This is a genomic window from Gordonia polyisoprenivorans, from assembly GCF_017654315.1.
Classification (GTDB): Bacteria; Actinomycetota; Actinomycetes; order Mycobacteriales; family Mycobacteriaceae; genus Gordonia; species Gordonia polyisoprenivorans_A.
Genome location: NZ_CP072203.1, coordinates 3766939 through 3790146 on the forward strand (window position 1 = coordinate 3766939; position 23208 = coordinate 3790146).

A 23208-nucleotide genomic window follows, 5' to 3' on the forward strand; every position below is an offset into this window, starting at 1 on the left:
ATGTGGACGATCAATCCACATCGACGCTGCCACAACAATTGTCGATTTCAGGGTGCTGACAAGACACCCACAGCTCACCCGTAGATCACCCAAGGCGAGTGAAACGGACGACACGGCCCCGCCGTCACCGTGACCGGTGAGGGCGGGGCCGCGGCCTCGAAGGGGGTGGGCGCTCAGGAGGTCGCCATGCGAGCTCCTGCACCGGCCCAGACGGGGTTGCTCTCGATGGCGGCGATGATGCGCGGACGCAGTTCCGCGGCGTCGATCACCGCGTCGACCGAACCGACCTCGACGGCACGACGGATGCTGTGCACCGAGTCGAACTCGGCCGCGAGTTCGCTGATCTTCTCCGCACGCACCGACTGACGGATGTCGGCGAGTTCGGCGTTGATCGCCGGACGGTCGGCACCGGAGGCATGCGCGAGGCGTGCCTCCACCTCACGAACCCGCGCATCGGCGGCCGTACGCTTGCCGACCTCACCGGCGAACACGACCGCGGCCGCGGGCGCACCACCGAGCACCGACGCGAACGAACCGTCGATCGCGAGCACGGTCATGTTGGGGTTCAACGCCTTCGAGAACACCACGAACGCGCCGCCGTGGTAGCGCGAGATGACGCAGAAGACGATCGGCCCACGGAAGTTGACGATCGCCCGACCGATCTCGGCACCGTATTCCAACTGCAGTTTGCGCATCGATTCCGGCGATCCGTCGAAGCCGGAGAGGTTGGCCAACACCACCAGCGGACGGTTGCCGCTGGCCACGTTGATCGCCCGCGCCGCCTTCTTCGACGACTGCGGGAACAACGTGCCCGCGGTGTAGGTGTCAGGCCCATCGGTCGGCTTGTAGCCGCGGCGCTGCACCTCGCGGGACTCGATACCCAACAGGCACACCGGGATTCCGCCGAGATGGACGTCGCAGACCACGGCGGTCTCGGCGTCGGCCATCCCCGCCCACCGCTCGAGGACGGCCTGATCCTGGTCGGCGACGGCCCGCATCACGGTCCGAATGTCGAAGGGCTTCTTGCGATCCGGGTTGTGGGCGGACGAGAAGATCTGCCCAACCGTGGTGAAGTCGCTGCCGGACAACACATGTGGGTAATCGGAGATGTCGCGGGCGACCGGATCGGAGGATTCGGCACGCCGCGGCGTCTGCTCGCCGGGAACGATGTAGGTGTGGTCGTAGTGCGACATCAGCACATCGCGCGCCGAGACGAGATTGGGCGCCCAGTACTGAGCCTGGCCGTTGGGGCCCATCACCCGGTCGTAACCGCCGATACCGAAGTTGTCCTCCGCCGACACGCCGCCGGAAAAGTCCAGGGACTGCTTGCCGGTCAACACCATCGCCGAATCCGGGGTCATCACCAGGATGCCCTTGGTGTGCATCAGCATCGTCGACTCGGCATTCCAGTACGGCTGCGCACCGACGTTGATGCCGGCGACCACGATGTTGATCTCGCCGCCCGCCTGGGTGAACTCGACGACCCGCTTGAGCGCTCGAGCGACCCAGTCCATGTTCTCGGTACCTGAGTCCATCGAGATCCGGGCACCCGAGGACAACGCGTACCACTCGAGCGGCACCTGCATCGACTCGGCGAGGTCCAGGGCCGCGATGACCCGGGCGCACTCCGGTTCGGAGAGGGCACCGAGCGATTTCGTCGGATCACCGAGCAGCACCACCCGGGTCACGCCCTGCGGGTACTTGTCGGTGGGCGTGGTGATCACGCCGGCAACGATCGCCGCGGAGTTGCGGCCCCTGGGCCGGTCCACCGGCACCAGTCGTTGCTCGTCGTCGAGGTCGTACTCGTCGAAGGACCCGAGTAATCCCACCAGCTCGTAGGGGTAGACGGTGTTGCGGCGCGCAGCGCGCAACACCTTCTGCCGGAACGCGTCGACCGGTTCGATCGGCTCATCGGACAGCTCACCGACGATCACGTCGAAGCCGCCTGCGGCGTTCACCGCGAACCGGACAGCGACCTTCGTCAGCTCGCCGGTCTCGCGATCACGCTGGCGCGCGATCAGCAGGACCTCTTCGAGTCCCACCCCGGCGGCGGTGCCGCGGATGTGGTCGGCGATGGTCTGCAGGTTGTCGCGGGCACCGTCGATCGGCGGCCAGACGTACATGACGATGCGGTTGGTGGTCGAGGTCAGGTTGGACCGGCGTTGCGCACGGCGGATCGAGTCGACGCACGACGAGAGGATGCTCTCGGCACGGGGCAGCGTCAGCAGTTTGCCGTCGGTCTCGCGCAGCGCGGTGAGGTCGCGCACCTGGGCGAAGGCGATGAGCCGCTCGTCGGACGGATTCTCCTTGGCCACACAGTGGAACAGGTAGACCTCTTCGTCGTCCGCCGACGGCAGACGAGTGAGGTCGAACTTGCGCAGCCGCTCCATCTGCATCCGCTGGGCGATGTACGGGTGCAGCCCGCGGATGAGACGCTCCTCGACCATGCCCGTCGACGACGGCCGGAACGTGAAGTGGTGATGCATGAGTGCCTCGTTGCTGCCGGCCACCGCGATGGTGAGCCGGTGCACCTGCTGCGGCAGTGAGGCCGCGGAGATGCGCTCGTGCAATGCATCGGCCATGGCATCGAAATCGCCGGGCTGCTCCTCCCACGAGAGGTAGACGTCGGCGTCGACCGAGGCCACCCCGCGCGCCATCTCGGCGAGACCACCGAGGACCGTGTCGAGTTCGTCGAACCGGACCGCGGCCGAGACCAGGCTCAGGCCATTGCGCTCGGCGATGACGAAGCTCGCACCGCCGAACTCCTGCACACGGACGTCGCGCAGTCCCTTGTTGCCGTAATAGCGGCGGGTCAGCACCTCGAGCATGACCGTGTTGTCGGCGATCCCGCGCACCATCCGCTGGCCGAGCAGACGGACGAGCGGCTCGGTGGAGCGGACCATGTCGGCGATGTGCTCGTCACGGTCGGCGGCCTCGGGATTGGCGTCGAGGTAACGCAGGTGTTCGCGCAGCTCCCCGTACACCCGGGCCCGGTTGCGACGCAGCAGCGGCTGGCCGTACCAGGAGTAGACGACGCCGCGGGCGAGGTCGGCGATCGCCGGGAAACGCAGCTGCGTCGCGGAGACGAGCTTGTCGAGGGCAACCCCGACGCGGTCCTGCAGTTCCTCGCGCGGGGTGGGCTCGCCGAGCCACTCGCGCAACAGGGTCGAGACCGAGGTGACCGAGTCCGACGGATTCTGCAGGGCCAGGAACACGCGGAACACCGCGGCCTCGAGTTCGGGGGTCCGGTCGAGATCGGTGACCCCGTAGTGCGCGAGCGCCCGGCTCAGCTGATCGTGGAACGACTGCGGGAGTCCGTCGCGTTCGACGTCGAGGCTCTGCAGATAGGTGTGGAAGTTCTCACGCGCGCTGTGGACATGCTCGACGCCCATCTGGTCCTCGGACGGACGGTTCTGGCTCAGCTCGGCGAGATCGGCGAACACGGTGATCAGTTCGAGCTCGTCGGACAGCGGCCGGCGACCGGACTCGATGACCGCGTGCCGGACCGCCAGATAGTCGTCGAGCAGCCGCGTCCGATCGTGCGGATCGACGTCGTAGCCGAGTAGTTGGCTGCGCAGGTCTTCGAGGGTGCGGGTCGAGCGTTCGTGCGGCTCGATGTCGGTGGGCATCGACGGCAACTCGAGTTCGACGCCCTCGGTGGCCTCCTCGGCCGCATCCGCGTCATCGTCGTCGGCGAGGGGTTCCAGGCGCATCAACGCCGCGCCGGTCTCGACCTGGGTGCCGACGGAGACGACACACTCCTTGAGCCGCGAACGGACCGGCGCCCGCAGCACCGTCTCCATCTTCATGCTCTCGAGCACCAGCACCGGGGCGCCGGCCTCGACCTCGTCACCGACCTCCAGCGGCGTCGCAACGACCAGCGCGGGAGCGGGCGAACGCACCACGCCGCCCTCGTCGCGGCTGACGCGGTGGGTCACGCCGTCGACGTCGACGAGGTGCACCGGGCCGTGGGTGTCGGTGATCAAGCGATAGCGAACGTGGTTGATGACCAGTTGCGCGGCGTGCTCGTCGAACCGTTCCAGGTCGACGTCGGCGCTGTAGGTCTGGTCGCCGGATTCGATGCCGACGCGGAATCGGTGCGCACCGATCCGTGCCACGCGCACCCGGTAGGTCGCCCCGCGCAGTTTCAGATCCAACGGTCGGCCGCTGTCGTGCTGCACCTGCGGGCGACCACCCGAGGCCGTCGACAGCAGGCGACGGCGCTCGACAAGTTCCTCTTCCTCGTAGGCGTCGATCGCGGCCGCTGCCAGCGCGATCGCCGAATGCCGATGAGCGACGAGGCCGCCCTCGGCGCGCACGCGGTCGATCCAGCCGGTGTCGGCGCTGCCGTCGATCACCTCGGGCTGATTCAGCAGCTCGAGGACGAAGCTCTTGTTGGTGGCGCCGCCCTCGATGATGACGCGGGTCTCGGTCATCGCCCGGCGCAGTCGGCCGAGGGCCTCGTCGCGGTCGCGGCCGTACGCGATGATCTTGGCGATCATGGAGTCGAAATCGGCGGGGATGGTGTCTCCGGCGCTCACACCGGTGTCGACGCGGATGCCCGGGCCCGCCGGCAGTTCGAGGCGCGCGATCCGGCCCGGCGCGGGCGCGAAGTCGCGGTCGGGATCCTCGGCGTTGAGCCGCGCCTCGATCGCGTGACCACGCTCGGCGGGCGGCTCCCCCTCCAGCTTGTTGCCGGAGGCGACGTGCAATTGCGCCCGGACGAGATCGAAGCCGGTGGTGGTCTCGGTGATCGGGTGCTCGACCTGCAGTCGGGTGTTGACCTCGAGGAAGGCGAACAGCTTCTCACCGGGGTGATAGAGGAATTCCACCGTCGCCGCACCGCAGTACCCGACGGCTACGGCGAGTCGCTCGGCCGAGGCCTTGAGCTCGGCGACCTGCTCGGGCGACAGCACAGGCGACGCCGACTCCTCGATGATCTTCTGGTTGCGACGCTGCACCGAGCAGTCGCGCACGCCGAGCGCCCACGCGGTGCCCTGGCCGTCGGCGATCACCTGGACCTCGACGTGACGAGCGCCGGTCACCAGACGTTCGAGGAAGACCACACCGCTGCCGAAGGCGCGGGCGGCCTCGTCGCGGGTGCGGGCGTACGCGTCGCGCAGGTCCTCGTCGTTGGTGATGACGCGGATGCCGCGACCACCGCCGCCTGCGGTCGCCTTGAGCATGAGCGGATAGCCGATGTCGGCCGCCGCGGTGACCGCCTCCTCGACGCTGTCGACCGCACCGCGGCTCCACGGGGCGACGGGCACACCGACCTCTTCGGCGATGAGCTTGGCGCCGATCTTGTCACCGAGCTTGCGCATGGCCTCGGCCGACGGGCCGATGAAGGTGACGCCGATCCGGTCGCACAGTTCGGCGAACAGCGGGTCCTCGGCCACGAATCCCCAGCCGACCCACGCCGCGTCGGCGCCGGTCTCGAGCAGTGCGCGCTCGAGCACCTTGAGGTTCAGGTACGGGCGCTCGGCCGCCGGGCCGAGGTCGTAGGCGATGTCGGCCTCACGGACGAAGGTCGCGTTGCGATCCACATCGGTGTGCAGTGCGACGACCTCTATCGACTGTCCTGTTTCTGCGCACAGGCCCCGAACGGCGTGAATGAGACGGACGGCCGACTCACCACGGTTCACGATGGCAATGCGAGTGAACATCACCGACTCCTCATCTTTTGTCATACCCAACGATTGTCCGCGCGCGGGGCGCGGATGCGGCCACGATCGTCCCCACCCAAATGGCGCGGGGTGGATCCGGCGGGCGCTGTGAACGCGCCGACAACCGATCGGGGACGATTCTTACGAATGATTTCGCTACGCGCGAGTACGTACCCGACACACCGAGAAGATCACACCGATTCGCGGACCCCGGATCCATGTGTTCGCGAGCGCGTAACTGCGACAACGGATGTTGATTTACCCGCCGGTAAGCACGCCTGCGGAGCACTGCGTTCTCGCCGTCACTCGTCACCGGAGATGGTCCACCTCGATCGTCACGGTCACCTCGTCGGCAACCTTGAGTGCACCCATCATCAGCGCGTACGGCTTGATCCCGAAGTCGGTCTGCACCAGCGATGTCTCGGTGGTGATGTGCCACCGGCCCGAGGCGTCGCTGACCGTCAGCTCCACTGGGTGAGGACGACTGCGACCGAGGATGCACACCGCACCCTCCACGCGATAACCGTTGTCGGACTTGATGATCGAGCTGGACTCGTATTCGATTTCACGAAACTTGCCCGCCTTGAGCGATTTCAGGGCGTTGACCCTCGCCACCGCACGTTCCGGACCCGACATCGGCGTGACCCCACCCCCGCCGGAGCGGACCTGCAACGAATCGACGACGACCCGCGCGGTCAGCGAGTCCGGCTCGGTGCCGGCCCACCGCACCTGCGCGGTCCATTCGGTCATCTCGATCGCCAGTCGGTGACCGGTGCGCGCGGCCGGACCCGTCACGTCGGTGCGCACCGTCACCGTCCCATCGGCGGCCGACAGCTCCCACGTCGTCGAAACCATGACCGCGACTCTAGTCGGCCGAGCTGCCATCGACGGCGACCTGAGGAAGATACCCGGGCACGGCGCGGACTCACACCGGCATCGGCAGGAGCCGTGGCACCACCCGCACACAGGCCACCATCCCGAGGACCTCGACGAGCGTCTGGGTCACCACGACAACCGCGGCCGCCTCGAACCCCGCCGGCAGGGCCAACGCCAGCGGAAGGACCACCAGCGAATTGCGCGTCACGCCGCTGAACATCACCGCCCGGCCGGCCGGAACGTCGAGACGCGCCCATCGGGCGATGACGAGCCCGACACACGGCATCACCACGACAAAGGCCACGTAGAACGGAACACTGGCGAGCACCGCACCCGCGGCGTCACCGACCGTTGGGATCTGCGAGGCGACGACCACGGCGAGCACGAGCATCATCAGCGGGACCATCGTCGTCGACACCGCCTCCGAAAAACGTTGCCCCCGAGGATGTCCCGACCGAGAATATCCCGACGACCACCATTGTGTGGCCCAGGCGAGTCCGAGCGGGACGACGATCAACGTGCCAAACGCCACGAGGAACGGCTCCACATCGACCACCGCAGCGAGATCGGCGCCCAGGAATGTCATCAAGAACAGTGGCAACGACACCATCTGCACGAGGAGCAGCAGGGGCGTCGACACCAGGAGTCTGCGTCGGTCGCCACCGGCCAGGCCGGTGAAGACGATGACGTAATCAATGCACGGACACAGGAGCACGAGCAGCATCCCGATGCGGATCGCCTCGTTGCCCGGCAGAAACGGAAACATCGCACCCACGACCAGCGGGACGGCGACGAAATTGACGACGAGCACCGCACCGAGAAATCGGAGATCACGCAGTGCTGCGATCACCCCGCTCGCGGGAACCTGCAGAAAGGTGACGTAGAGCAGGGCCGCCAGCGCAGGGGTGACCAGGTGGGTGAGCCCAGGAGCGAGGCCGGGCGCACCGACGCCGATCACTCCCCCGACGATCAACGCGAGGAGATACAGCGGAACCTGACGGTGTTCCATCACAACCAGAGTTCCATCACAAGCGCCGCGGCGTTATGTGAGATCGCGCGATCCGCGGTCACCGAGATGCAGATGCTCGATGTGATAGACCGCCTCGTCGAGGAGTGCGGCGACATGGGAGTCATAGAGGCTGTAGACCACGCTGCGACCCTGACGCTCACCCACCACGAGCCCCAGCGCGCGGAGCAGGCGCAGCTGATGCGACACGGCGGGCTGTTCCATGTTGACCGCTTCGGCGAGTTCGGTCACCGCACAGGGTCCCTTGCGCAGCCGCGTCAAGATCATCAGCCGATTCGGGGATGCCAGGGCCTGCAACGTCTCGGCGACCGTTGCCGCCGCAGCGGCGTCGAGTTCGGCCGCAGGGGTCGATCGGCCCTGGACTCCGTGTCCCATGGACCACATTCAACCATGGGCGCATTACATGTACATATCTACATGTGTACTCTTCTGCATATGCAGATGGTGACGTCGCGTGAGATGAGCACTGTACGACCGCGCCGCTCCTGGCACACGATCGCGTTGTCGGTGCCGTCGGCGCGGTGGGCACTGATCGCGGTCGTGCTGGGCGCCGCGGGCGCGCTCCTGGATGTGTGCGGTGGTCCCGGATGGGCGGCTACCCTCGCCTACCTCGGCTGTTATCTCAGCGGCGGGTGGCAACCGACCCTCGACGGGCTGCGGGCCCTGCGTGCCCGAACTCTCGACGTCGACCTGCTGATGATCGTCGCCGCGATCGGCGCGGCCGCGATCGGGCAGGTCTTCGACGGAGCGTTGTTGGTCGTCATCTTCGCGACGTCGGGTGCACTCGAGGATCTGGCCACACGGCGCACCGAGGAATCGATCCGCGGCCTGCTCGACCTGGCGCCCGATCAGGCCACTCTGGTCGCCGACGACGGCATCGTCGAGACCGTTGCGGCGTCGACACTCGTACCCGGCGACGTCGTCGCGATCCGGCCCGGCGAACGACTACCGGCCGACGGGATCGTCGTCGAGGGCGCCAGCGATGTCGACCAGGCCTCGATCACCGGCGAACCACTACCTGCGCCGAAGTCCCTGGGCGACAAGGTGTTCGCCGGCACGTTGAACGGTACCGGGGCCCTGCGCATCCGGGTCGACACCGCAGCGGGAGACACAGTGGTCGCCCGCATCGTGGCAATGGTCGACGAGGCCTCGTCGACCAAGGCGTCCACCCAGCTGTTCATCGAGAAGGTCGAGCGCGTGTATTCGGTCGTGGTCGTCTGCGCCACACTCGCGGTGTTCGCGGTACCGCTCGCCTTCGGCGAGGACCTGCGGACCAGCCTTCTGCGCGCCATGACGTTCATGATCGTGGCATCGCCATGCGCGGTGGTCCTGGCGACGATGCCACCGTTGCTGGCGGCGATGGCCACCGCGAGCCGGCACGGCGTACTGGTGAAATCTGCTGTAGCCCTGGAGAATTCGGCCCGGATCAGCTGTGTCGCACTGGACAAGACCGGCACCCTGACCACCGGCGCGCCCGCGGTCACCGCCGTCATCGAACTCGACAACCCCCGTCGACGGCACCGCGACGAGATACTGGCGATCGCGGCCGCAGCCGAGCAACACAGTGAACACCCGGTCGGCCGCGCCATCGTCGCCGCCGCGGCCGACGCCGGATGGACCCCGCAACCGGTCAGTCGATTCGCCGCGATTCCCGGTCACGGTGTTCGAGCGCGCGTCGGCGACCACGACGTGGAGATCGTCAACGCCTCCGCACCGACCGCCGATGCCGGCATCCGGGCTCGTGCTGCGACCACCACGGCAACGACGGTCGTGGTGCACGTCGACGATGCAGCGGTGGGCGTGATCGAACTGCGCGATCAACCACGTGCAGAGGCGAGAGCGGCAGTGGCGTCCCTCCGTGCGGCGACAGGTACGTCCCCGATCCTGCTCACGGGCGACAATGACTCTGCGGCAACAGATCTAGCACATCGAGTGGGAATCGGGGACGTCCGGGCCGGACTGCTCCCCGAGGACAAGGTGGCCGCGGTCGGCGAGCTTCGGGTGGGTGGGCACCGGGTGGCCGTGGTGGGCGACGGCGTCAACGACGCACCGGCACTGGCCACCGCCGATGTCGGTATCGCGATGGGTGGTATCGGCTCGGAGGTCACCCTCGACACCGCCGACATCGTCATCGTCGGCGACGACCTGACAGCCGTGCCCGCGATCCTGCGCCTAGCCGGTCGAGCCCGCCGGATCGTGGTGGCCAATCTGGTGATCGCGGCGACCGTCATCGCGGTCCTCGTCACATGGGACATCGTCGGAACCCTGCCCCTGCCGCTGGGTGTTGCCGGCCACGAGGGATCGACGATTCTGGTGGCGCTCAACGGTCTACGCCTGCTCTCGCGTCGCGCGTGGCCGGCCGACACCGACGGCGGATCAGCGTAACTTGGCCCCGTACACCCGGGTGATGGCCAACTCCATCAGCACCCGCCGATCGGTCACCATCACCTCGCGGTACTCCGCCCAGTCCGGATGTTCCCCCGCCCCGCGCCGGTAGTACTCGACGAGGGCGTCGACCTCCGGTCCGTCCGGGTCGGTTCCCGGCCCGGTGAGGGTGGCGGTGCCCTCGGCGGTGGCCCACGTGTACCCGTCGGCACTGGTGAATTCGATGGCGGCGCGGGGATCCCGTCGCAGATTGGCGGTCTTGGCTCGCCCCTCGGTCATCGACACGTAGATGCGGTCGGCGGAATCGTCATAGACGACGGTGACGGGCGAGAGTTGGGGAATACCGTTGGCCTTGATGGTCGCGAGGATCCCGATCGAGCTTTCTGCGATGAGTGTGCGCGGATCGAAGGCTTCGGGAGCGGTCTCGGTGGTCATGGATGTGCCAACCATGGACCGTCGCGACGGTATTCCATCGACCGATCGACATCCGGGGACCGCGGCGAGCGGTCCACGTAGGGTCGTCGTGACCGGACGGCCCACCTCGGGCCGACACCACGGGAGGACCTGGCATGACCCCACGCATCCTCGGACGCGGCGAGAACACCCCACTGTCGACCGACCGGCTCACGGTGGCGATCGGTACAGCCACCGGTGGTGGACCCGCGCTCGACGTGGTGGCGTTCGTCCTCGGCCCCGACCGCCGCGTCCGCGACGACGCCGACTTCGTCTTCTACAACAATCCCCGCAGTACCGGCGCCGAAGTGACCCTGACCGGCCCGGCCACGCTCGACATCGACCTGACACGAGTCGCCGACGGGATCGAGCGCATCGCGATCGGCGTCTCCGTCGACGCGCCCGCCACCCTGGGCGAGTCGACCATCGAGACCACGCTCACCGCCGGAGCCGACACCATCGTCGCGCCGGCGCAGGGGCTGCGTTCCGAACGTGCAGCGGTGCTGATCGAGATCTACCGGCGCAACGCCCAGTGGAAGGTCCGCAGCGAATCTGCCGGGTGGAACGCCGGTTTCGCGTCTCTGGTGCGCGAGCACGGGGTGACCGTCGACGACACCCCGACATCTCAGACCCCGACACCCGACGCCCCGATATCCCGGACCCCGGTCTCTGCGGCACCGACTGCTCCGGGTTCCACACCCGGCATCCGGATGGTCAAGGGCGAGGAGAAACTCTCGCTGGAAAAGCGTCAGAAACTCAACCTCCGCAAGGAGCAGGTCCATCGGGTGCTGCTCACCAAGGGGGCCGCGGGTGCCACCGCGCGGGTCGTGCTGGTCATCGACAAGACCATGTCGATGCGCAAGCTGTACAAGAAGCAGACCGTGCACCGCGTCGTCGAGCGGATGATCCCGGTTGCGACCCAACTCGATTCCGACGGCAACCTCGAGGCATACCTGTACGGCTCGGGTTACGCGAAGTTACCCGACGTCACCGTCGCCGATTCCGAGATCTGGATGGACACCTACATCCATCTCACGGGACGCCACGGCGCACCGCTGGGCCCGGAGATCGACTACGACCGGCAGATCGGCGGGGTCAACGAGGAACTCCCGATCATGAACGCGATCCTCGACGATGCCGGGGGTGGCGAACCGGTGCTGGTGCTGTTCTTCACCGACGGCGGATTCCACTCCAAGGTGCCCGCGATCCGCTCGCTGATCCACACCGCGTCGTCGCGGCCGGTGTTCTGGCAGTTCATCGGATTGGGGCGCAACCGATTCGGGATTCTCACCGAACTGGACACCCTGGCGGGTCGAGTCGTCGACAACGCCGGATTCTTCGCGATCGACGACGTCGACGCGATGAGTGACGCCGACCTGTACGAGCAGTTGCTCACCGAGTTTCCCGAGTGGCTGCGCGAGGCGGTCCGCCACAGCATCGTCGATGCTCGGTACGTGCCGCGCTGAGCGGACCGATGCCACCGGAACAGCTGCCGTCCGCGGGCGGGTCGGGTGATACTGGCACGATGCCCACACCGGTTCCCCACAGCACCCACCCCGATGCCAGTCATCCGGGCGACACCCACACGAGCGGCTTCCATCCCGATCTCACGCTGGCGGCGCGGCTGCTGCCCCGCACGGTGGTCACCCCCCTGACACTGCGCCCGCTGCAGGTGCTCTCGGGCGCGCTCTCGCGTCACATCCCCGGCGACGTCGAGGTGGTCGACCTCGGCGATCGGGTGAGCGTGCGGCTTCATCGCCCACGCAACCCACGCGGAACCGGTCACGCGCTGCTGTGGATTCACGGCGGCGGCTATGTCATCGGTACCGCGGCCGAGGATGACGCACTGTGCCGGAAGTTCGCCGACCGGCTCGGAATCCCCGTCGCGGCCGTCGACTATCGCCTGGCGCCGGCGCACCCCTACCCGGTGCCGGTCCAAGACTGCCATCGCGGCCTCGAGTGGCTTGCCGCACAAGATGATGTGGACCCGGAGAAGATTCTCATCGGCGGCGCCAGCGCCGGTGGTGGACTGACCGCCGCGCTGGCCTTGCGATGCCGGGACCTGGCCGGTCGAGACACAGGCAGCATCACTCCGGTGTTCCAGTTGCTGGTCTATCCGATGCTCGACGACCGCACGACGGCGGGGGCCGACGATCCGAAGCACTATCGCGTGTGGAGCCCCTCGTCGAATCGGCTCGGCTGGGCGTCCTATCTCGGCGGCGCCGACCCGTCGATCGCCGTGCCCGCGCGCCGCGCCGATCTGACCGGATTGCCGCCGGCGTGGATCGGGGTGGGCACCCGTGATCTGTTCTTCGCCGAGGACCTGGCCTACGCCGAACGCCTGAAGGACGCGGGAGTGCCGGTCACCGTGGACACCGTCCCCGGCGCGTTTCACGCGTTCGACATGTTCGCCCCACGGGCCGCGGTGTCGGAGAGCTTCTTCGAGCGTCAGTGCGAAGTGCTGGATGAGGCCATGGGACCCGCGGTCTGACTCCCATCAAGCCGACCTCGCATCACGAGTGATCGTCGAGCTCGCCCAATTCCTGCTCGAGTGCCGCCACGCGTGCGGATGCCGCAGCCGATTCCTTTGCCACGGAGGCATATTCATGCTCGGCTGCCGTAGCGCGTCGGCGCGCGAAACCCAGTTCCTGCTCCACCCGGGCGAGTTCTGCGCGCAACCGATCGGCGTCTGCGGCGAGTACCTCGGCAGCATCGCGAGCGGCCGTCGCCGCCGCCTGCGCGTCGGTGGCGCCCCGCTGCGCACTCGTCGCGGTTTCGCGCGCTCGTCGTAGCTCTGCGCGGGTGTGCTCGCGAGCCGCGGAACGTTCGGCCTCACCATGTCCGGCCCGGCCGTCGCCGGTATCGCCTTGCGCCTCTTCGGCGGTCGTGGGCGCCGGAACCGCCACGATCCCGGCGGGCCCGAATCCGGTGTATTCGGCGGCGGCCACCATGCGGCCACGACGGAGGAGGGTTGCGGTCGACTCGTCGGCGACGGCCGCTCGCAGCGTGGCGACGATCTCGCGGTCGGCGGCGCCGGACACGGTCACGCCCAGATCGGCGGCGAGGTGTGTCACCCGGCCCACCACCTCGGCGATCAGCTGCTGCCTGCGGGCCGACAGATCACGCATCCGGGCGGCGTCGGCACGACGCTGGGCATCCCGAAGTGCGGCAGCGAGTTCGGTGATCTCGTCGGCACCGTCGGGGTGGCGCCGGATCCACTGGTTGAGCAACCACGCCGACTGGGTGGGACGACGCAGCGCCGCGATCGCCGTGGCGAGATCGCGGTCTCCCGCGCCGCGCGCCTGGCGAGCGAGCGCATTGCGCCGACCGGTGAAGTCACCGGGAGGTAGTCCGTACAGTTCGTCGGCGACCTCGTCGAAGTCCAACCCGGACCCGGAAGGTGTCATCTCTGCTCCCCCTGTGCCCGACTCCCCTGCGCCCGATCCACCTGGCCGGGCACCGGAAACCAGGTCAGCCGACGCTGCGCATACCGCGCGAAACCGATTCGTTGGAGGATGGGCGACGATGTCTGCTCGGCATGCACGAGTGCCAGTCGTGCACCGCACCGCAGCGCGTCACGCAGGCGTGCGGCCACCAGTGCCCGGTAGGCGCCACGTCCGCGATATGCCGGCAGGATTGCCGCACCCCAGAACCGTGCGGTCGGGCCCGCCAGTTCGTATCCACCGGCGCCGACATGATCGCCGGCAGGTTCCGCCGATGCAGAACACGCTGCACTGGAGACTCTTTCGGCAATGAACAGACGCGTCGTGGGATCGCCGACGTCGAAGCCGGGGTCGGCGAGCACCGGTGGTGCGAACCCCCAGGCCCGTTCGGAGATCGAGGCGAACAGCGCGAGGTCGTCGGCGGTCTGCACACGGCGCACCGCGATCTCGGTCGGCACCGGTACGGAATTCGCCACCGACGCGTCCACCGCGCGTGCGACGACGTCGACCACTGCGACGAGGGTTCCGCCGCGGCGCGCTACCTCGTCGTCGTCGAGATCGGCAAAAGTGCCCAATCCCACCGTGATTCGCAAACCGGACGCGCCGTGGGCGGACACCGTCCGCAGCGCGTCGTCGAGTATCCGCCGCGGATCGCCGTCGGGACCGTGGAACCGCAACAGGGTGGCGTCGGCACCGTGCAGGTAGAACTCGAAGTCCCCGTCGACGAGGTGGCGCGAACCGTCGGGATGCCACGACGAACGCCACGCCACCGACTCCGCGAGCACCGCGGAGGCCATCGGGGCAAGGGGTGCGTTGGTCACCACGCCCACTCCTCTCTCCTCGACGTTCACCACTCCACTTTGTCATGCACCTTGGGGTCGGGACAGTGCGACCCGGCGTCGCCACCGCACCCAATTTCGGGCGCGTGACCAGCGCCAACGGCCTTGCGCGCGTCTCATTTTGCGAAAGTTCTGAATCATTCCAGAAAAGCGTGCATACTGTGCGTCGTGACCTCATCGTCGGACTTCGCGGGCATGTTGCGCTCCGTGGAACTCCGCGTCACCCGTCCGCGGGTGGCGGTGCTCGAGGCCGTCCATGCGCACCCCCACGCCGACACGGAGTCGATCTTCCAGGCCGCCCGCGCGGACCTGCCGGACGTCTCTCGACAGGCGGTGTACGACATCCTCGCGGCACTCACCGACGTCGGACTCGTCCGCCGTCTGCAGCCGTCGGGCCACCTGGCCCGGTACGAGGCGCGTGTGGGCGACAACCACCACCACACGGTGTGCCGCGCCTGCGGGGCCATCGCCGACGTGGACTGCGCGGTCGGCGAACGCCCGTGTCTGACCGCCGCCGACGACAACGGTTTTCTCCTCGACGAGGCCGAGGTCATCTACTGGGGTCTGTGCGCAGAGTGCGCAGCCTCCTCACACCCCGGGTCACGACCGTGATCACAGCCCGGATCACCCATCACCGAAAGGAATGTCGTGTCTGACGAGCAAGCCGCACCCCCCATCGGGGAGGCCCAGACCCCAGCCGGAGAGCCGTCGGGCTCAGGATGCCCCATGCACATCCGCCCACCCGTGGAGGGCGGTGGCAACAACCAGTGGTGGCCGGAGAAGCTGAATCTGCGTGTCCTGGCCCATAATCCCGATGTCATCCGCCCGCGCGGCGGCGACTTCGACTACGACGCCGCGCTCGCCGATCTCGACGTCGACGCACTCGTCGCCGACGTCAAGGCGGTCATGACCGACTCGAAGTCGTGGTGGCCCGCCGACTTCGGCCACTACGGACCGTTCTTCATCCGAATGTCGTGGCACGCCGCGGGTACCTACCGCGTCGAGGACGGCCGCGGAGGTGCCGGCACCGGCATGCAGCGTTTCGCGCCGCTGGACAGCTGGCCGGACAACGTCAGCCTCGACAAGGCACGCCGACTGTTGTGGCCGGTGAAGAAGAAGTACGGCAAGGCGCTGTCGTGGTCGGACCTGCTGGTCCTCGCCGGCAATGTCGCACTCGAGGACATGGGTTTCCACACCAAGGGATTCGCGTTCGGCCGCCCCGACGAGTGGGAAGCCGAGGAGGTGTACTGGGGTGCGGAGTCGACGTGGCTGGGCACCAATCTGCGCTACTCCGGTGAGCGCAGCCTGGAGAAGCCGCTGGGTGCCACCACGATGGGTCTGATCTACGTCAATCCCGAAGGGCCCGAGGGCAATCCCGACTATCTCGCTGCCGCCCAGGACATCCGGGAGACCTTCGGCCGGATGGCGATGAACGACGTGGAGACCGCCGCGCTCATCGTCGGCGGACACACCTTCGGCAAGACCCACGGCAACGGTGACGCCGAGAAACTCGGCCCCGAGCCCGAGGCCGCACCGCTGGAACAGATGGGGTTGGGCTGGAAGAACCCGCAGGGCACCGGCGTCGGCAACGACACCATCACCAGCGGTCTCGAGGTCACCTGGACCCACACCCCCACCAAGTGGGACAACTCGTTCCTGGAGATCCTCTACGGCAACGAATGGGAACTGACCAAGAGCCCGGCCGGCGCCAACCAGTGGAAGCCCAAGGACAACGGCTGGGCCAATTCGGTGCCGATGGCCCAGGGCGACGGCAAGACCCACCCGTCGATGCTGACCACCGACCTCACGATGCGGTTCGATCCGATCTATGGCGAGATCACCCGCCGCTGGCTCGATCATCCCGAAGAGCTGGCCGACGAGTTCGCCAAGGCCTGGTTCAAGCTGCTGCACCGCGACATGGGCCCGGCCATCCGCTACCGCGGTCCGCTGGCGCCCGCCGAGACCTACCTGTGGCAGGACAACGTTCCCGCACAGCAGGGTCCGACGATCTCCGACGCCGACGTCGATTCGTTGAAGTCGTCGATCCTCGAGTCCGGTCTGTCGGTGGCACAACTGGTCTCGACCGCGTGGAAGGCCGCTGCGACGTTCCGCGGCAGTGACTTCCGCGGCGGTGCGAATGGCGGCCGGATCCGGTTGCAGCCCCAATTGGGTTGGGAATCCAGCGAACCGGACGAGCTGGCACAGGTCATCAGCACCCTGGAGGGGATCGCCGACGCCTTCAACAAGGAGTCCGGCCCGAAGGTGTCCTTCGCCGATCTCGTGGTGCTCGGCGGTGTCGTCGGTATCGAGAAGGCCGCCAAGGCTGCCGGGTTGTCGGTGTCGGTGCCGTTCACTCCCGGTCGTACCGACGCCTCGCAGGACGAGACCGATGTCGAGTCGTTCGCGTACCTGGAGCCGCGTTACGACGGCTTCCGTAACTACGAGGGCAAGGGCAACGAACTGCCCGCCGAGTACAACCTGGTCGACAAGGCCAACCTGCTGACCCTCTCGGCACCGGAGATGACGGTGCTCGTCGGTGGTTTGCGTGTGCTCGGCGCCAACCACCAGGGTTCGTCTCTCGGTGTGCTCACCGAGACGCCCGGCACGCTGACCAACGATTTCTTCGTCAACATCTGTGACATGGACGTCGAGTGGGCGCCGTCGCCGGCCGACGACGGCACCTACGTCGCGACCGATCGGGCGACCGGCGCGCAGAAGTGGACCGGCACGCGTGTGGATCTGGCCTTCGGGTCGAACTCGGATCTGCGGGCATTGGCCGAGGTCTACGCCGAGGACACCTCGTCGGAGAAGTTCGTGGCCGACTTCGTCGCCGCGTGGACCAAGGTGATGGAACTCGACCGGTACGACCTGCACTGACCTGACCGGTCATCGCACCCGATCGGGGGCATCGTCGCGCACGTCGCGTCGGTGCCCCCGATCGTCGTGTGACTCACCGATCGTCATGACTCACCGATCGCCGTGTGTCACCGGATCACCGGCTTCCGACTCGGGCGACGAACCGTGCGACCCGCTCGCGTAGCGCACCGATTCTCAGCTGCCGGACCCGCTCGGGATCGTCACCGGCCATCGCCGACGACGGCTTGCGTCGCACATTCTCCGAGCATTCGAAGTTCGCACAGATGAGGGTTCCGACGGTGTCACCCTTACGACCCGCGCCACCCGCGCGCCGCGCGGCGAAGAGGATCACCTCATTGGGGAGCGAAATGTCTTCGCACAGTGCGCATTGCGGTCGGGTGCGGGCCGGGACGGAGCCGGCACGCAACATGATCCCGATCGGCTCGGCACCGCCGCCCGCCCCGGGGTCGTCGGCTGCGTCGGGCGCGGGGGCGAGAACGAGGTACCCGATGGCGGGTGACTTGGGATCGCGCCAACCGAGGTAATCGAGCCGGTCCCACCGGATCGTGTCGAATGCGTCGGGCATCGGGATCGCCTTGCGTTCGCGCACCGAGGTGTTGACGAACGATGCGCGGATTTCTGATTCGGTCATGGGTCGCATGGAGGACTCCTGGGAGTTGCGCACCGCGCGAGGGTGATCCGCCGTGCAGGCGCGGCGTCGACGGCCGGCCGCACGGGTGGTGACCTCGCACGGTGGTGAAGGGGACGCGGAGCGGGTGTCCGCGGATATGACTCATCGCGCGAACGCCACCATCGGGCGTTCGCGGCGCAGGCCTGCGGTCATCTGCGGCCGGCGCGGGCGCCGGCGACCTCCCGTCGATTCACCTGCGCCAGTGTCATCGTCCGGGACGCCCGGAGTCAACACGTTTCTCACCGACGGGCGTGTTGGTTCATGTCCCACCGCCGTGATGTGGGCGCTTCACGTGACACACTCGGCTCATGACCCGATGGGATGGCACGGCGGCGCCGCGTGGCGAGGATTACGACGATCGCTGGTCGTCGCTGGCCGCCGCGGGCGAGAACGTCCACGGCGAAGCCGACCTGGTCGCCGATCTCGCACGCGGGATCGGTGGTCGCCGCATACTCGACGCCGGGTGCGGCACGGGGCGGGTCGCCATCGAGCTGGCCCGCCGCGGTTTCGAGGTCGTCGGCGTCGACGCGGACCCCTCGATGCTGGCGACCGCCCAGCGCAAGGCCGGCGACATCCGTTGGCTCCGAGCCGATCTGAGTTCACTCGACGCCCACCTCGACGAGCTCTTCGATCTCGTCGTCCTCGCCGGGAACGTGATGATCTTCCTCACGCCCGGCACCGAGGCCGGAGTGCTGCGCCAGTGCGCATCGAGGCTGCGGCCCGGCGGGCTGCTGGTCGCCGGATTCCAGCTCCGCCCCGACCGTCTTGCACTGTCCGACTACGACATCCACGCCCACGCCGCCGGCCTCGAACCGGGCGCGAGATTCGCCACCTGGGACCGCCGTCCGTTCGACGGCGGGGAGTACGCGGTGTCGGTGCACTCGCGCCCGGCCGACGCCTGAGATCGGCGCCGGGGCCCGGCTCACTCGCCCGGCGGCGGCCCTCGTCAGTGACTATGCTGGCGGTTTCCCCGAGGGAGGCATCCGGGACACCGGTACCACCGAATCACCGGGGTAGGTGAAAGGAGTCGCCGATGCCTGCCGCATCCGACAGTTCCGTACCCGCCGGTTCCCGGCCGTCCGCGGTCCGCACACCCGGGCACATCCGCCTCACCTCGCACAGCGGCGGAGCCGGTGCCCCGGACATCGCCTGGGGTGCGCCGACCGCCCGGGAACGAGGGCCGGTGATCGCGACCACCACCGACCGCGCCCACCGCAACGTGATCGGGACGCACTCGGGCTCCTACAGCGTCTATCGCGCGCTGGCCGTCGCCTCGGGCGCGTTGTCACGGGAGCATCGGGCCGACCTCACCAACACCTCCCCCACCGACGTCGTCGGGCCACACCCGCAGTGGACCGACCGCAACGCCATCGTCAGCATCGATCCCTGGGGCGCACTCGTCGCCGAGTCGTTCCCCGAGCCGCTCGCCGCGGGATACGACATCCGTCCGACGATCGCGATCACCAAGGCCCATGTGATCCTGCCCGAGATCATCCATGCCATCGCGCAGGGCCGCCTGCAGCCCGATGGTGAGGTGCTGCTGCCCACCGGCGCCGCACTGGTCACCAAGGCGGCCATCGAGCCCGTGTGGTGGTTACCCGGCATTGCCGACCGATTCGGCTGCAGCGACACCGAATTGCGCCGGGTGCTCTTCGAGGAGACCGGTGGCATGTACCCGGAGCTGGTGACGCGGCCGGATCTGGAGGTCTTCCTGCCGCCGATCGGTGGCCAGACCGTCTACATCTTCGGTGATCCGCAGGGCTTGTCCGATCCTGCCGTCGAACTGACCGCGCGGGTGCACGACGAGTGCAACGGCTCGGACGTGTTCGGCTCGGACATCTGCACTTGCCGCCCCTATCTCACCCACGCGATCGAGGAATGCATTCAGGGAGTCCAGCGCGGCGGGGTCGGTCTGGTCGCCTACTCCCGCAAGGAGGGGCGCGCCCTCGGCGAGGTCACCAAGTTCCTGGTCTACAACGCCCGCAAACGACAGGTCGGCGGCGACACCGCCGATCAGTACTTCGCGCGCACCGAATGCGTTGCCGGCGTTCAGGACATGCGCTTCCAGGAGCTCATGCCCGACGTCCTGCACTGGCTCGGTATCACCCGCATCGACCGGCTGGTCTCGATGAGCAACATGAAATACGACGCGATCACCGGCTCGGGCCTCGAGGTCGGCGAGCGCGTCGACATCCCACCCGAACTCATCCCGGAGGATGCGCGCGTGGAGATCGACGCCAAAACGGCCGCAGGCTATTTCACCAGCGGCGCGGTGCCGACCACCGATGACCTGCGTCAGGTGAAGGGCCGGGGGCTGCGCCGATGACCGCACCCGGTGGTCGGTCCTCGACATCGTCGGTGGGCACCCTCGACGGGCCCGTGGCAGCTCTTCGGTCGACGGCCGAGATCCGGCGCCGCGCAGGTGATCTGCTCACCTCCGCCCGCGCCGGCCGTTCTGCTCATTTCACGGTCGACGACTCCCGCATCGGCGCGGTGGTCGAGTTCGTGTCGGCGCTGACGCGCGAGCGCTACCCCGATCTCGACATCCCCTTCCACAGCCGGTGGCGCCACGTCGAGGCCGGCGGAATCGATCGACGCGTGGAGCTCGACGCGCGACTCGGCGACATCGGTGCCGCCGAGCGCGCCCGCACCCACATCGATCTCGCCGTGGTGAGTGTCCTGCTCGACGCCGGGGCCGGCGCCGACTGGTACTTCGACGAGCCGGGCACCGGAGTGCGGTTCACCCGCTCCGAAGGTCTCGCGGTGGCGAGTGTTCACGCCTTCTTCGACGGCGTCTTCTCCGGCAGCCGCGACGAGCCCCTACGGGTCGATGCCGACGGTCTGCGTGCGCTGGATTCATCGCGCCTGGCAACGGCTTTCGGGGTCTCCGAGAACCGACCTCTCGTCGGTCTCGAGGGCCGCCTGCAGGTACTGAACCGGCTCGCCGATGCCATGGCGGCGCGTCCCGACGTGTTCGGCACCGGACGTCCGGGCGATCTGTTCGACCACCTCGGAGGCGGCACACGAGAGATCCGGGCACACGAGATCCTCACCGCACTGCTCGACACCCTCGCCCCGATCTGGCCCGCGGACAACCGGATCGACGGTATCGCCCTGGGCGACTGCTGGCGCCATCGCGGGGTCCGGGGCGCCGGCGCGACCGACGGGTGGATGCCGTTCCACAAGCTGTCGCAGTGGCTGACCTATTCGCTGCTCGAACCGTTCGCGTCGGCCGGGGTCGAGGTCGGCGGCCTCGAGGATCTGACGGCGTTGCCCGAATACCGCAACGGTGGCCTACTGCTCGACTCCGGCGTCCTGGCCACGGTGAATCCCGGTGCCGCACAAGCGGTATGGTCGGTCGGCGACGAGTTCGTCGTCGAGTGGCGCGCACTGACCGTCGCCCTGCTCGACGAACTCGCACCACTGGTGGCCACCGAACTCGGTGTCCCGGGGCTGCCCCTGGCGTGCGTTCTCGAAGGCGGGACCTGGGCCGCCGGGCGCCGATATGCGGCGCAACTGCGGGGTGGTCTGCCACCGTTGACCATCGACAGCGATGGCACGGTGTTCTGAGCGGGCACCCGGACGTCCACCGACCACCGAAGAAGGGGCCACTGATGAACGCCGTGCACGTCATCGATCATCCACTCGTGCAACACAAGCTGACGCTGATGCGACAGGCCGACACCTCCACCAACGATTTCCGCCGCCTGCTCAACGAGATCGCCACCCTGATGGCCTACGACGTACTCGCCGACATCCCGATGCAGGAGATCACCATCAAGACGCCGATGGAGGTCACCACCGGCCGGGTGATCGACGGCAAGAAGCTGGTGTTCGCGTCGATCCTGCGTGGGGGCACCTCGATCGCCGACGGCATGCTCACGGTGGTGCCCGGTGCGCGGATCGGTCACATCGGGCTCTACCGCGACCCGAAAACCCATGTTGCCGTCGAGTATTACTTCAAGATGCCTCGCGAACTCGAGGAACGTGACGTCGTGATCGTCGACCCGCTTCTGGCCACCGGTCACTCGGCGGTGGCCGCGGTGGACCGGATCAAGGAGTATCGGCCCCGTTCGATCCGGTTCGTCTGTCTACTGACCTGCCCCGAGGGTCTGGCCATGCTCCACGGCGCCCACCCGGATGTGCCGGTGTTCACCGCATCGGTGGATCGCGAACTCGATGCCAACGGTTACATCCTGCCCGGTCTCGGTGACGCCGGCGACCGGATCTACGGCACCGCCTGAGCCGAACGAAAGTCAGAGAGCCGATCAATGCCGACGGTACAGACCAGTTCCTCGTTACGATTCGCCTTCCTCGTCACCTGCGCGGGCGGATTCCTCGACAGCTACACCTACCTCGCGCGAGGTGGCGCCTTCGCCACCGCCCAAACCGGGAACGTGGTGTTCTTCGCCGTCGAGATCGCCCAGCGACACCCGATGCAGGCGCTTGCGCATGTGTGGCCGATCCTGGCATTCCTCGTCGGGATCGGTGCGGCGGTGCACATCCGCAAGGGCAGACTCGATCGCGTACTGCCCCACCCGATCCGGTTGACCGTCGCCCTGCAAGCGGCGATCCTCGCCATCGTCGGCTTCATCCCCTCGAGCGCCCCGCACTATACGGTGACGATCCCGATAGCCTTCGTCGCCGCGATGCAGATCGAGATGTTCCGGAACGTCGCCGGGCACAACTACGTCGCCATCGCCACCACCGGGAACCTGATGCGTCTGGTCGAGGCAGCACACGGCGTGGCGGTGGATCGCGACCCGGAATCGCGGCGGCCACTGGCAATCTATCTCGGGGTGGTCGGGATCTTCGCCGGCGGCGCTCTGATCGGCGCACTGACCACACACCTCATCGGGGTCCACGCAGCCTGGATACCTGCGGCATTCCTGGGAGTCACCCTCGCCCTGTTCATCTGGGACGAGCGGGACACCCCCGGCGCCGCCGAGACCGACGAACCAGCGCCGTAGCG

18 protein-coding genes are annotated in these 23208 nt (G+C 67.9%); 10 read left to right on the forward strand and 8 right to left on the reverse strand.

What is annotated here, in order from left to right:
* Positions 1 to 173 precede the first annotated feature (173 nt).
* The 4 genes from J6U32_RS16960 to J6U32_RS16975 form a co-directional block, all read right to left on the reverse strand.
* The gene (locus tag J6U32_RS16960; protein WP_208791355.1) at positions 174 to 5666 is read right to left on the reverse strand and encodes a carboxyl transferase domain-containing protein; all 5493 of its coding nucleotides are present in this window, start codon (positions 5664 to 5666) and stop codon (positions 174 to 176) included.
* A gap of 309 nt (positions 5667 to 5975) precedes the next feature.
* Positions 5976 to 6521, reverse strand: a complete 546-nt coding sequence (locus tag J6U32_RS16965) for a YceI family protein (protein WP_208791356.1) — start codon at positions 6519 to 6521, stop codon at positions 5976 to 5978.
* A gap of 70 nt (positions 6522 to 6591) precedes the next feature.
* Entirely contained in the window at positions 6592 to 7551 is a 960-nt protein-coding gene (locus tag J6U32_RS16970) for an arsenic resistance protein (RefSeq protein WP_208791357.1), read from the reverse strand.
* 33 nt (positions 7552 to 7584) lie between these two features.
* Entirely contained in the window at positions 7585 to 7944 is a 360-nt protein-coding gene (locus J6U32_RS16975) for an ArsR/SmtB family transcription factor (RefSeq protein ID WP_208791358.1), read from the reverse strand.
* Positions 7945 to 8028: 84 nt separating this feature from the next.
* On the opposite strand from J6U32_RS16975, the gene J6U32_RS16980 reads away from it, so the two are divergent.
* A complete protein-coding gene (locus tag J6U32_RS16980; protein WP_244332067.1) occupies positions 8029 to 9954 on the forward strand; it encodes a heavy metal translocating P-type ATPase in 1926 nt (641 codons plus the stop codon).
* Here J6U32_RS16980 and J6U32_RS16985 read toward each other — a convergent pair.
* Entirely contained in the window at positions 9946 to 10389 is a 444-nt protein-coding gene (locus J6U32_RS16985; protein WP_244332069.1) for a PPOX class F420-dependent oxidoreductase, read from the reverse strand. The genes J6U32_RS16980 and J6U32_RS16985 overlap by 9 nt on opposite strands.
* A 134-nt stretch (positions 10390 to 10523) precedes the next feature.
* On the opposite strand from J6U32_RS16985, the gene J6U32_RS16990 reads away from it, so the two are divergent.
* Both J6U32_RS16990 and J6U32_RS16995 read left to right on the forward strand, forming a co-directional pair.
* Positions 10524 to 11873, forward strand: coding sequence for a VWA domain-containing protein (locus J6U32_RS16990; RefSeq protein WP_208791361.1), 1350 nt, complete (start codon positions 10524 to 10526; stop codon positions 11871 to 11873).
* A 59-nt stretch (positions 11874 to 11932) separates the two neighbouring features.
* Positions 11933 to 12898, forward strand: coding sequence for an alpha/beta hydrolase (locus tag J6U32_RS16995; RefSeq protein ID WP_208791362.1), 966 nt, complete (start codon positions 11933 to 11935; stop codon positions 12896 to 12898).
* A gap of 22 nt (positions 12899 to 12920) precedes the next feature.
* Here J6U32_RS16995 and J6U32_RS17000 read toward each other — a convergent pair whose 3' ends face one another.
* Together J6U32_RS17000 and J6U32_RS17005 are read right to left on the reverse strand one after the other, a co-directional pair.
* Positions 12921 to 13814, reverse strand: a complete 894-nt coding sequence (locus J6U32_RS17000; RefSeq protein ID WP_208791363.1) for a hypothetical protein — start codon at positions 13812 to 13814, stop codon at positions 12921 to 12923.
* Complete coding sequence (locus tag J6U32_RS17005; RefSeq protein ID WP_244332071.1) at positions 13811 to 14671, reverse strand: N-acetyltransferase; 861 nt, start codon at positions 14669 to 14671, stop codon at positions 13811 to 13813. Before J6U32_RS17005 ends, J6U32_RS17000 begins: the two co-directional genes overlap by 4 nt.
* 186 nt (positions 14672 to 14857) lie before the next feature.
* Here J6U32_RS17005 and J6U32_RS17010 point away from each other — a divergent pair, with 186 nt between their 5' ends.
* The gene (locus J6U32_RS17010; RefSeq protein ID WP_208791365.1) at positions 14858 to 15301 is read left to right on the forward strand and encodes a Fur family transcriptional regulator; all 444 of its coding nucleotides are present in this window, start codon (positions 14858 to 14860) and stop codon (positions 15299 to 15301) included.
* 114 nt (positions 15302 to 15415) lie between these two features.
* Complete coding sequence (gene katG / locus J6U32_RS17015; protein ID WP_432276974.1) at positions 15416 to 17566, forward strand: catalase/peroxidase HPI; 2151 nt, start codon at positions 15416 to 15418, stop codon at positions 17564 to 17566.
* Positions 17567 to 17681: 115 nt separating this feature from the next.
* Here katG and J6U32_RS17020 read toward each other — a convergent pair whose 3' ends face one another.
* A complete protein-coding gene (locus J6U32_RS17020; RefSeq protein ID WP_208791367.1) occupies positions 17682 to 18206 on the reverse strand; it encodes an FBP domain-containing protein in 525 nt (174 codons plus the stop codon).
* 338 nt (positions 18207 to 18544) lie between these two features.
* On the opposite strand from J6U32_RS17020, the gene J6U32_RS17025 reads away from it, so the two are divergent.
* From J6U32_RS17025 to J6U32_RS17045, 5 genes are all read left to right on the forward strand, one after another.
* Complete coding sequence (locus tag J6U32_RS17025; RefSeq protein WP_208791368.1) at positions 18545 to 19138, forward strand: class I SAM-dependent methyltransferase; 594 nt, start codon at positions 18545 to 18547, stop codon at positions 19136 to 19138.
* Positions 19139 to 19269: 131 nt separating this feature from the next.
* A complete protein-coding gene (locus tag J6U32_RS17030) occupies positions 19270 to 20562 on the forward strand; it encodes a GTP cyclohydrolase II (protein ID WP_208791369.1) in 1293 nt (430 codons plus the stop codon).
* A complete protein-coding gene (locus J6U32_RS17035) occupies positions 20559 to 21806 on the forward strand; it encodes a URC4/urg3 family protein (RefSeq protein ID WP_208791370.1) in 1248 nt (415 codons plus the stop codon). The genes J6U32_RS17030 and J6U32_RS17035 overlap by 4 nt, the downstream gene beginning before the upstream one ends.
* 44 nt (positions 21807 to 21850) lie before the next feature.
* Positions 21851 to 22480: a uracil phosphoribosyltransferase gene (upp, locus tag J6U32_RS17040; protein ID WP_208791371.1), complete on the forward strand. Its 630-nt coding sequence runs from the start codon at positions 21851 to 21853 to the stop codon at positions 22478 to 22480.
* Positions 22481 to 22507: 27 nt separating this feature from the next.
* Positions 22508 to 23206, forward strand: coding sequence for a YoaK family protein (locus J6U32_RS17045; protein WP_208791372.1), 699 nt, complete (start codon positions 22508 to 22510; stop codon positions 23204 to 23206).
* Positions 23207 to 23208: the final 2 nt, after the last annotated feature.

Excerpts from the sequence above, each read along its gene's own strand:
- J6U32_RS16960 (WP_208791355.1), bottom strand. The coding sequence starts at position 5,666 with ATGTTCACTCGCATTGCCATCGTGAACCGTGGTGAGTCGGCCGTCCGT.
- J6U32_RS16965 (WP_208791356.1), bottom strand. The coding sequence starts at position 6,521 with ATGGTTTCGACGACGTGGGAGCTGTCGGCCGCCGATGGGACGGTGACG.
- J6U32_RS16970 (WP_208791357.1), bottom strand. The coding sequence starts at position 7,551 with ATGGAACACCGTCAGGTTCCGCTGTATCTCCTCGCGTTGATCGTCGGG.
- J6U32_RS16975 (WP_208791358.1), bottom strand. The coding sequence starts at position 7,944 with ATGGGACACGGAGTCCAGGGCCGATCGACCCCTGCGGCCGAACTCGAC.
- J6U32_RS16980 (WP_244332067.1), top strand. The coding sequence starts at position 8,029 with ATGAGCACTGTACGACCGCGCCGCTCCTGGCACACGATCGCGTTGTCG.
- J6U32_RS16985 (WP_244332069.1), bottom strand. The coding sequence starts at position 10,389 with ATGACCACCGAGACCGCTCCCGAAGCCTTCGATCCGCGCACACTCATC.
- J6U32_RS16990 (WP_208791361.1), top strand. The coding sequence starts at position 10,524 with ATGACCCCACGCATCCTCGGACGCGGCGAGAACACCCCACTGTCGACC.
- J6U32_RS16995 (WP_208791362.1), top strand. The coding sequence starts at position 11,933 with ATGCCCACACCGGTTCCCCACAGCACCCACCCCGATGCCAGTCATCCG.
- J6U32_RS17000 (WP_208791363.1), bottom strand. The coding sequence starts at position 13,814 with ATGACACCTTCCGGGTCCGGGTTGGACTTCGACGAGGTCGCCGACGAA.
- katG (WP_432276974.1), top strand. The coding sequence starts at position 15,416 with ATGCACATCCGCCCACCCGTGGAGGGCGGTGGCAACAACCAGTGGTGG.
- J6U32_RS17020 (WP_208791367.1), bottom strand. The coding sequence starts at position 18,206 with ATGCGACCCATGACCGAATCAGAAATCCGCGCATCGTTCGTCAACACC.
- J6U32_RS17025 (WP_208791368.1), top strand. The coding sequence starts at position 18,545 with ATGACCCGATGGGATGGCACGGCGGCGCCGCGTGGCGAGGATTACGAC.
- J6U32_RS17030 (WP_208791369.1), top strand. The coding sequence starts at position 19,270 with ATGCCTGCCGCATCCGACAGTTCCGTACCCGCCGGTTCCCGGCCGTCC.
- J6U32_RS17035 (WP_208791370.1), top strand. The coding sequence starts at position 20,559 with ATGACCGCACCCGGTGGTCGGTCCTCGACATCGTCGGTGGGCACCCTC.
- upp (WP_208791371.1), top strand. The coding sequence starts at position 21,851 with ATGAACGCCGTGCACGTCATCGATCATCCACTCGTGCAACACAAGCTG.
- J6U32_RS17045 (WP_208791372.1), top strand. The coding sequence starts at position 22,508 with ATGCCGACGGTACAGACCAGTTCCTCGTTACGATTCGCCTTCCTCGTC.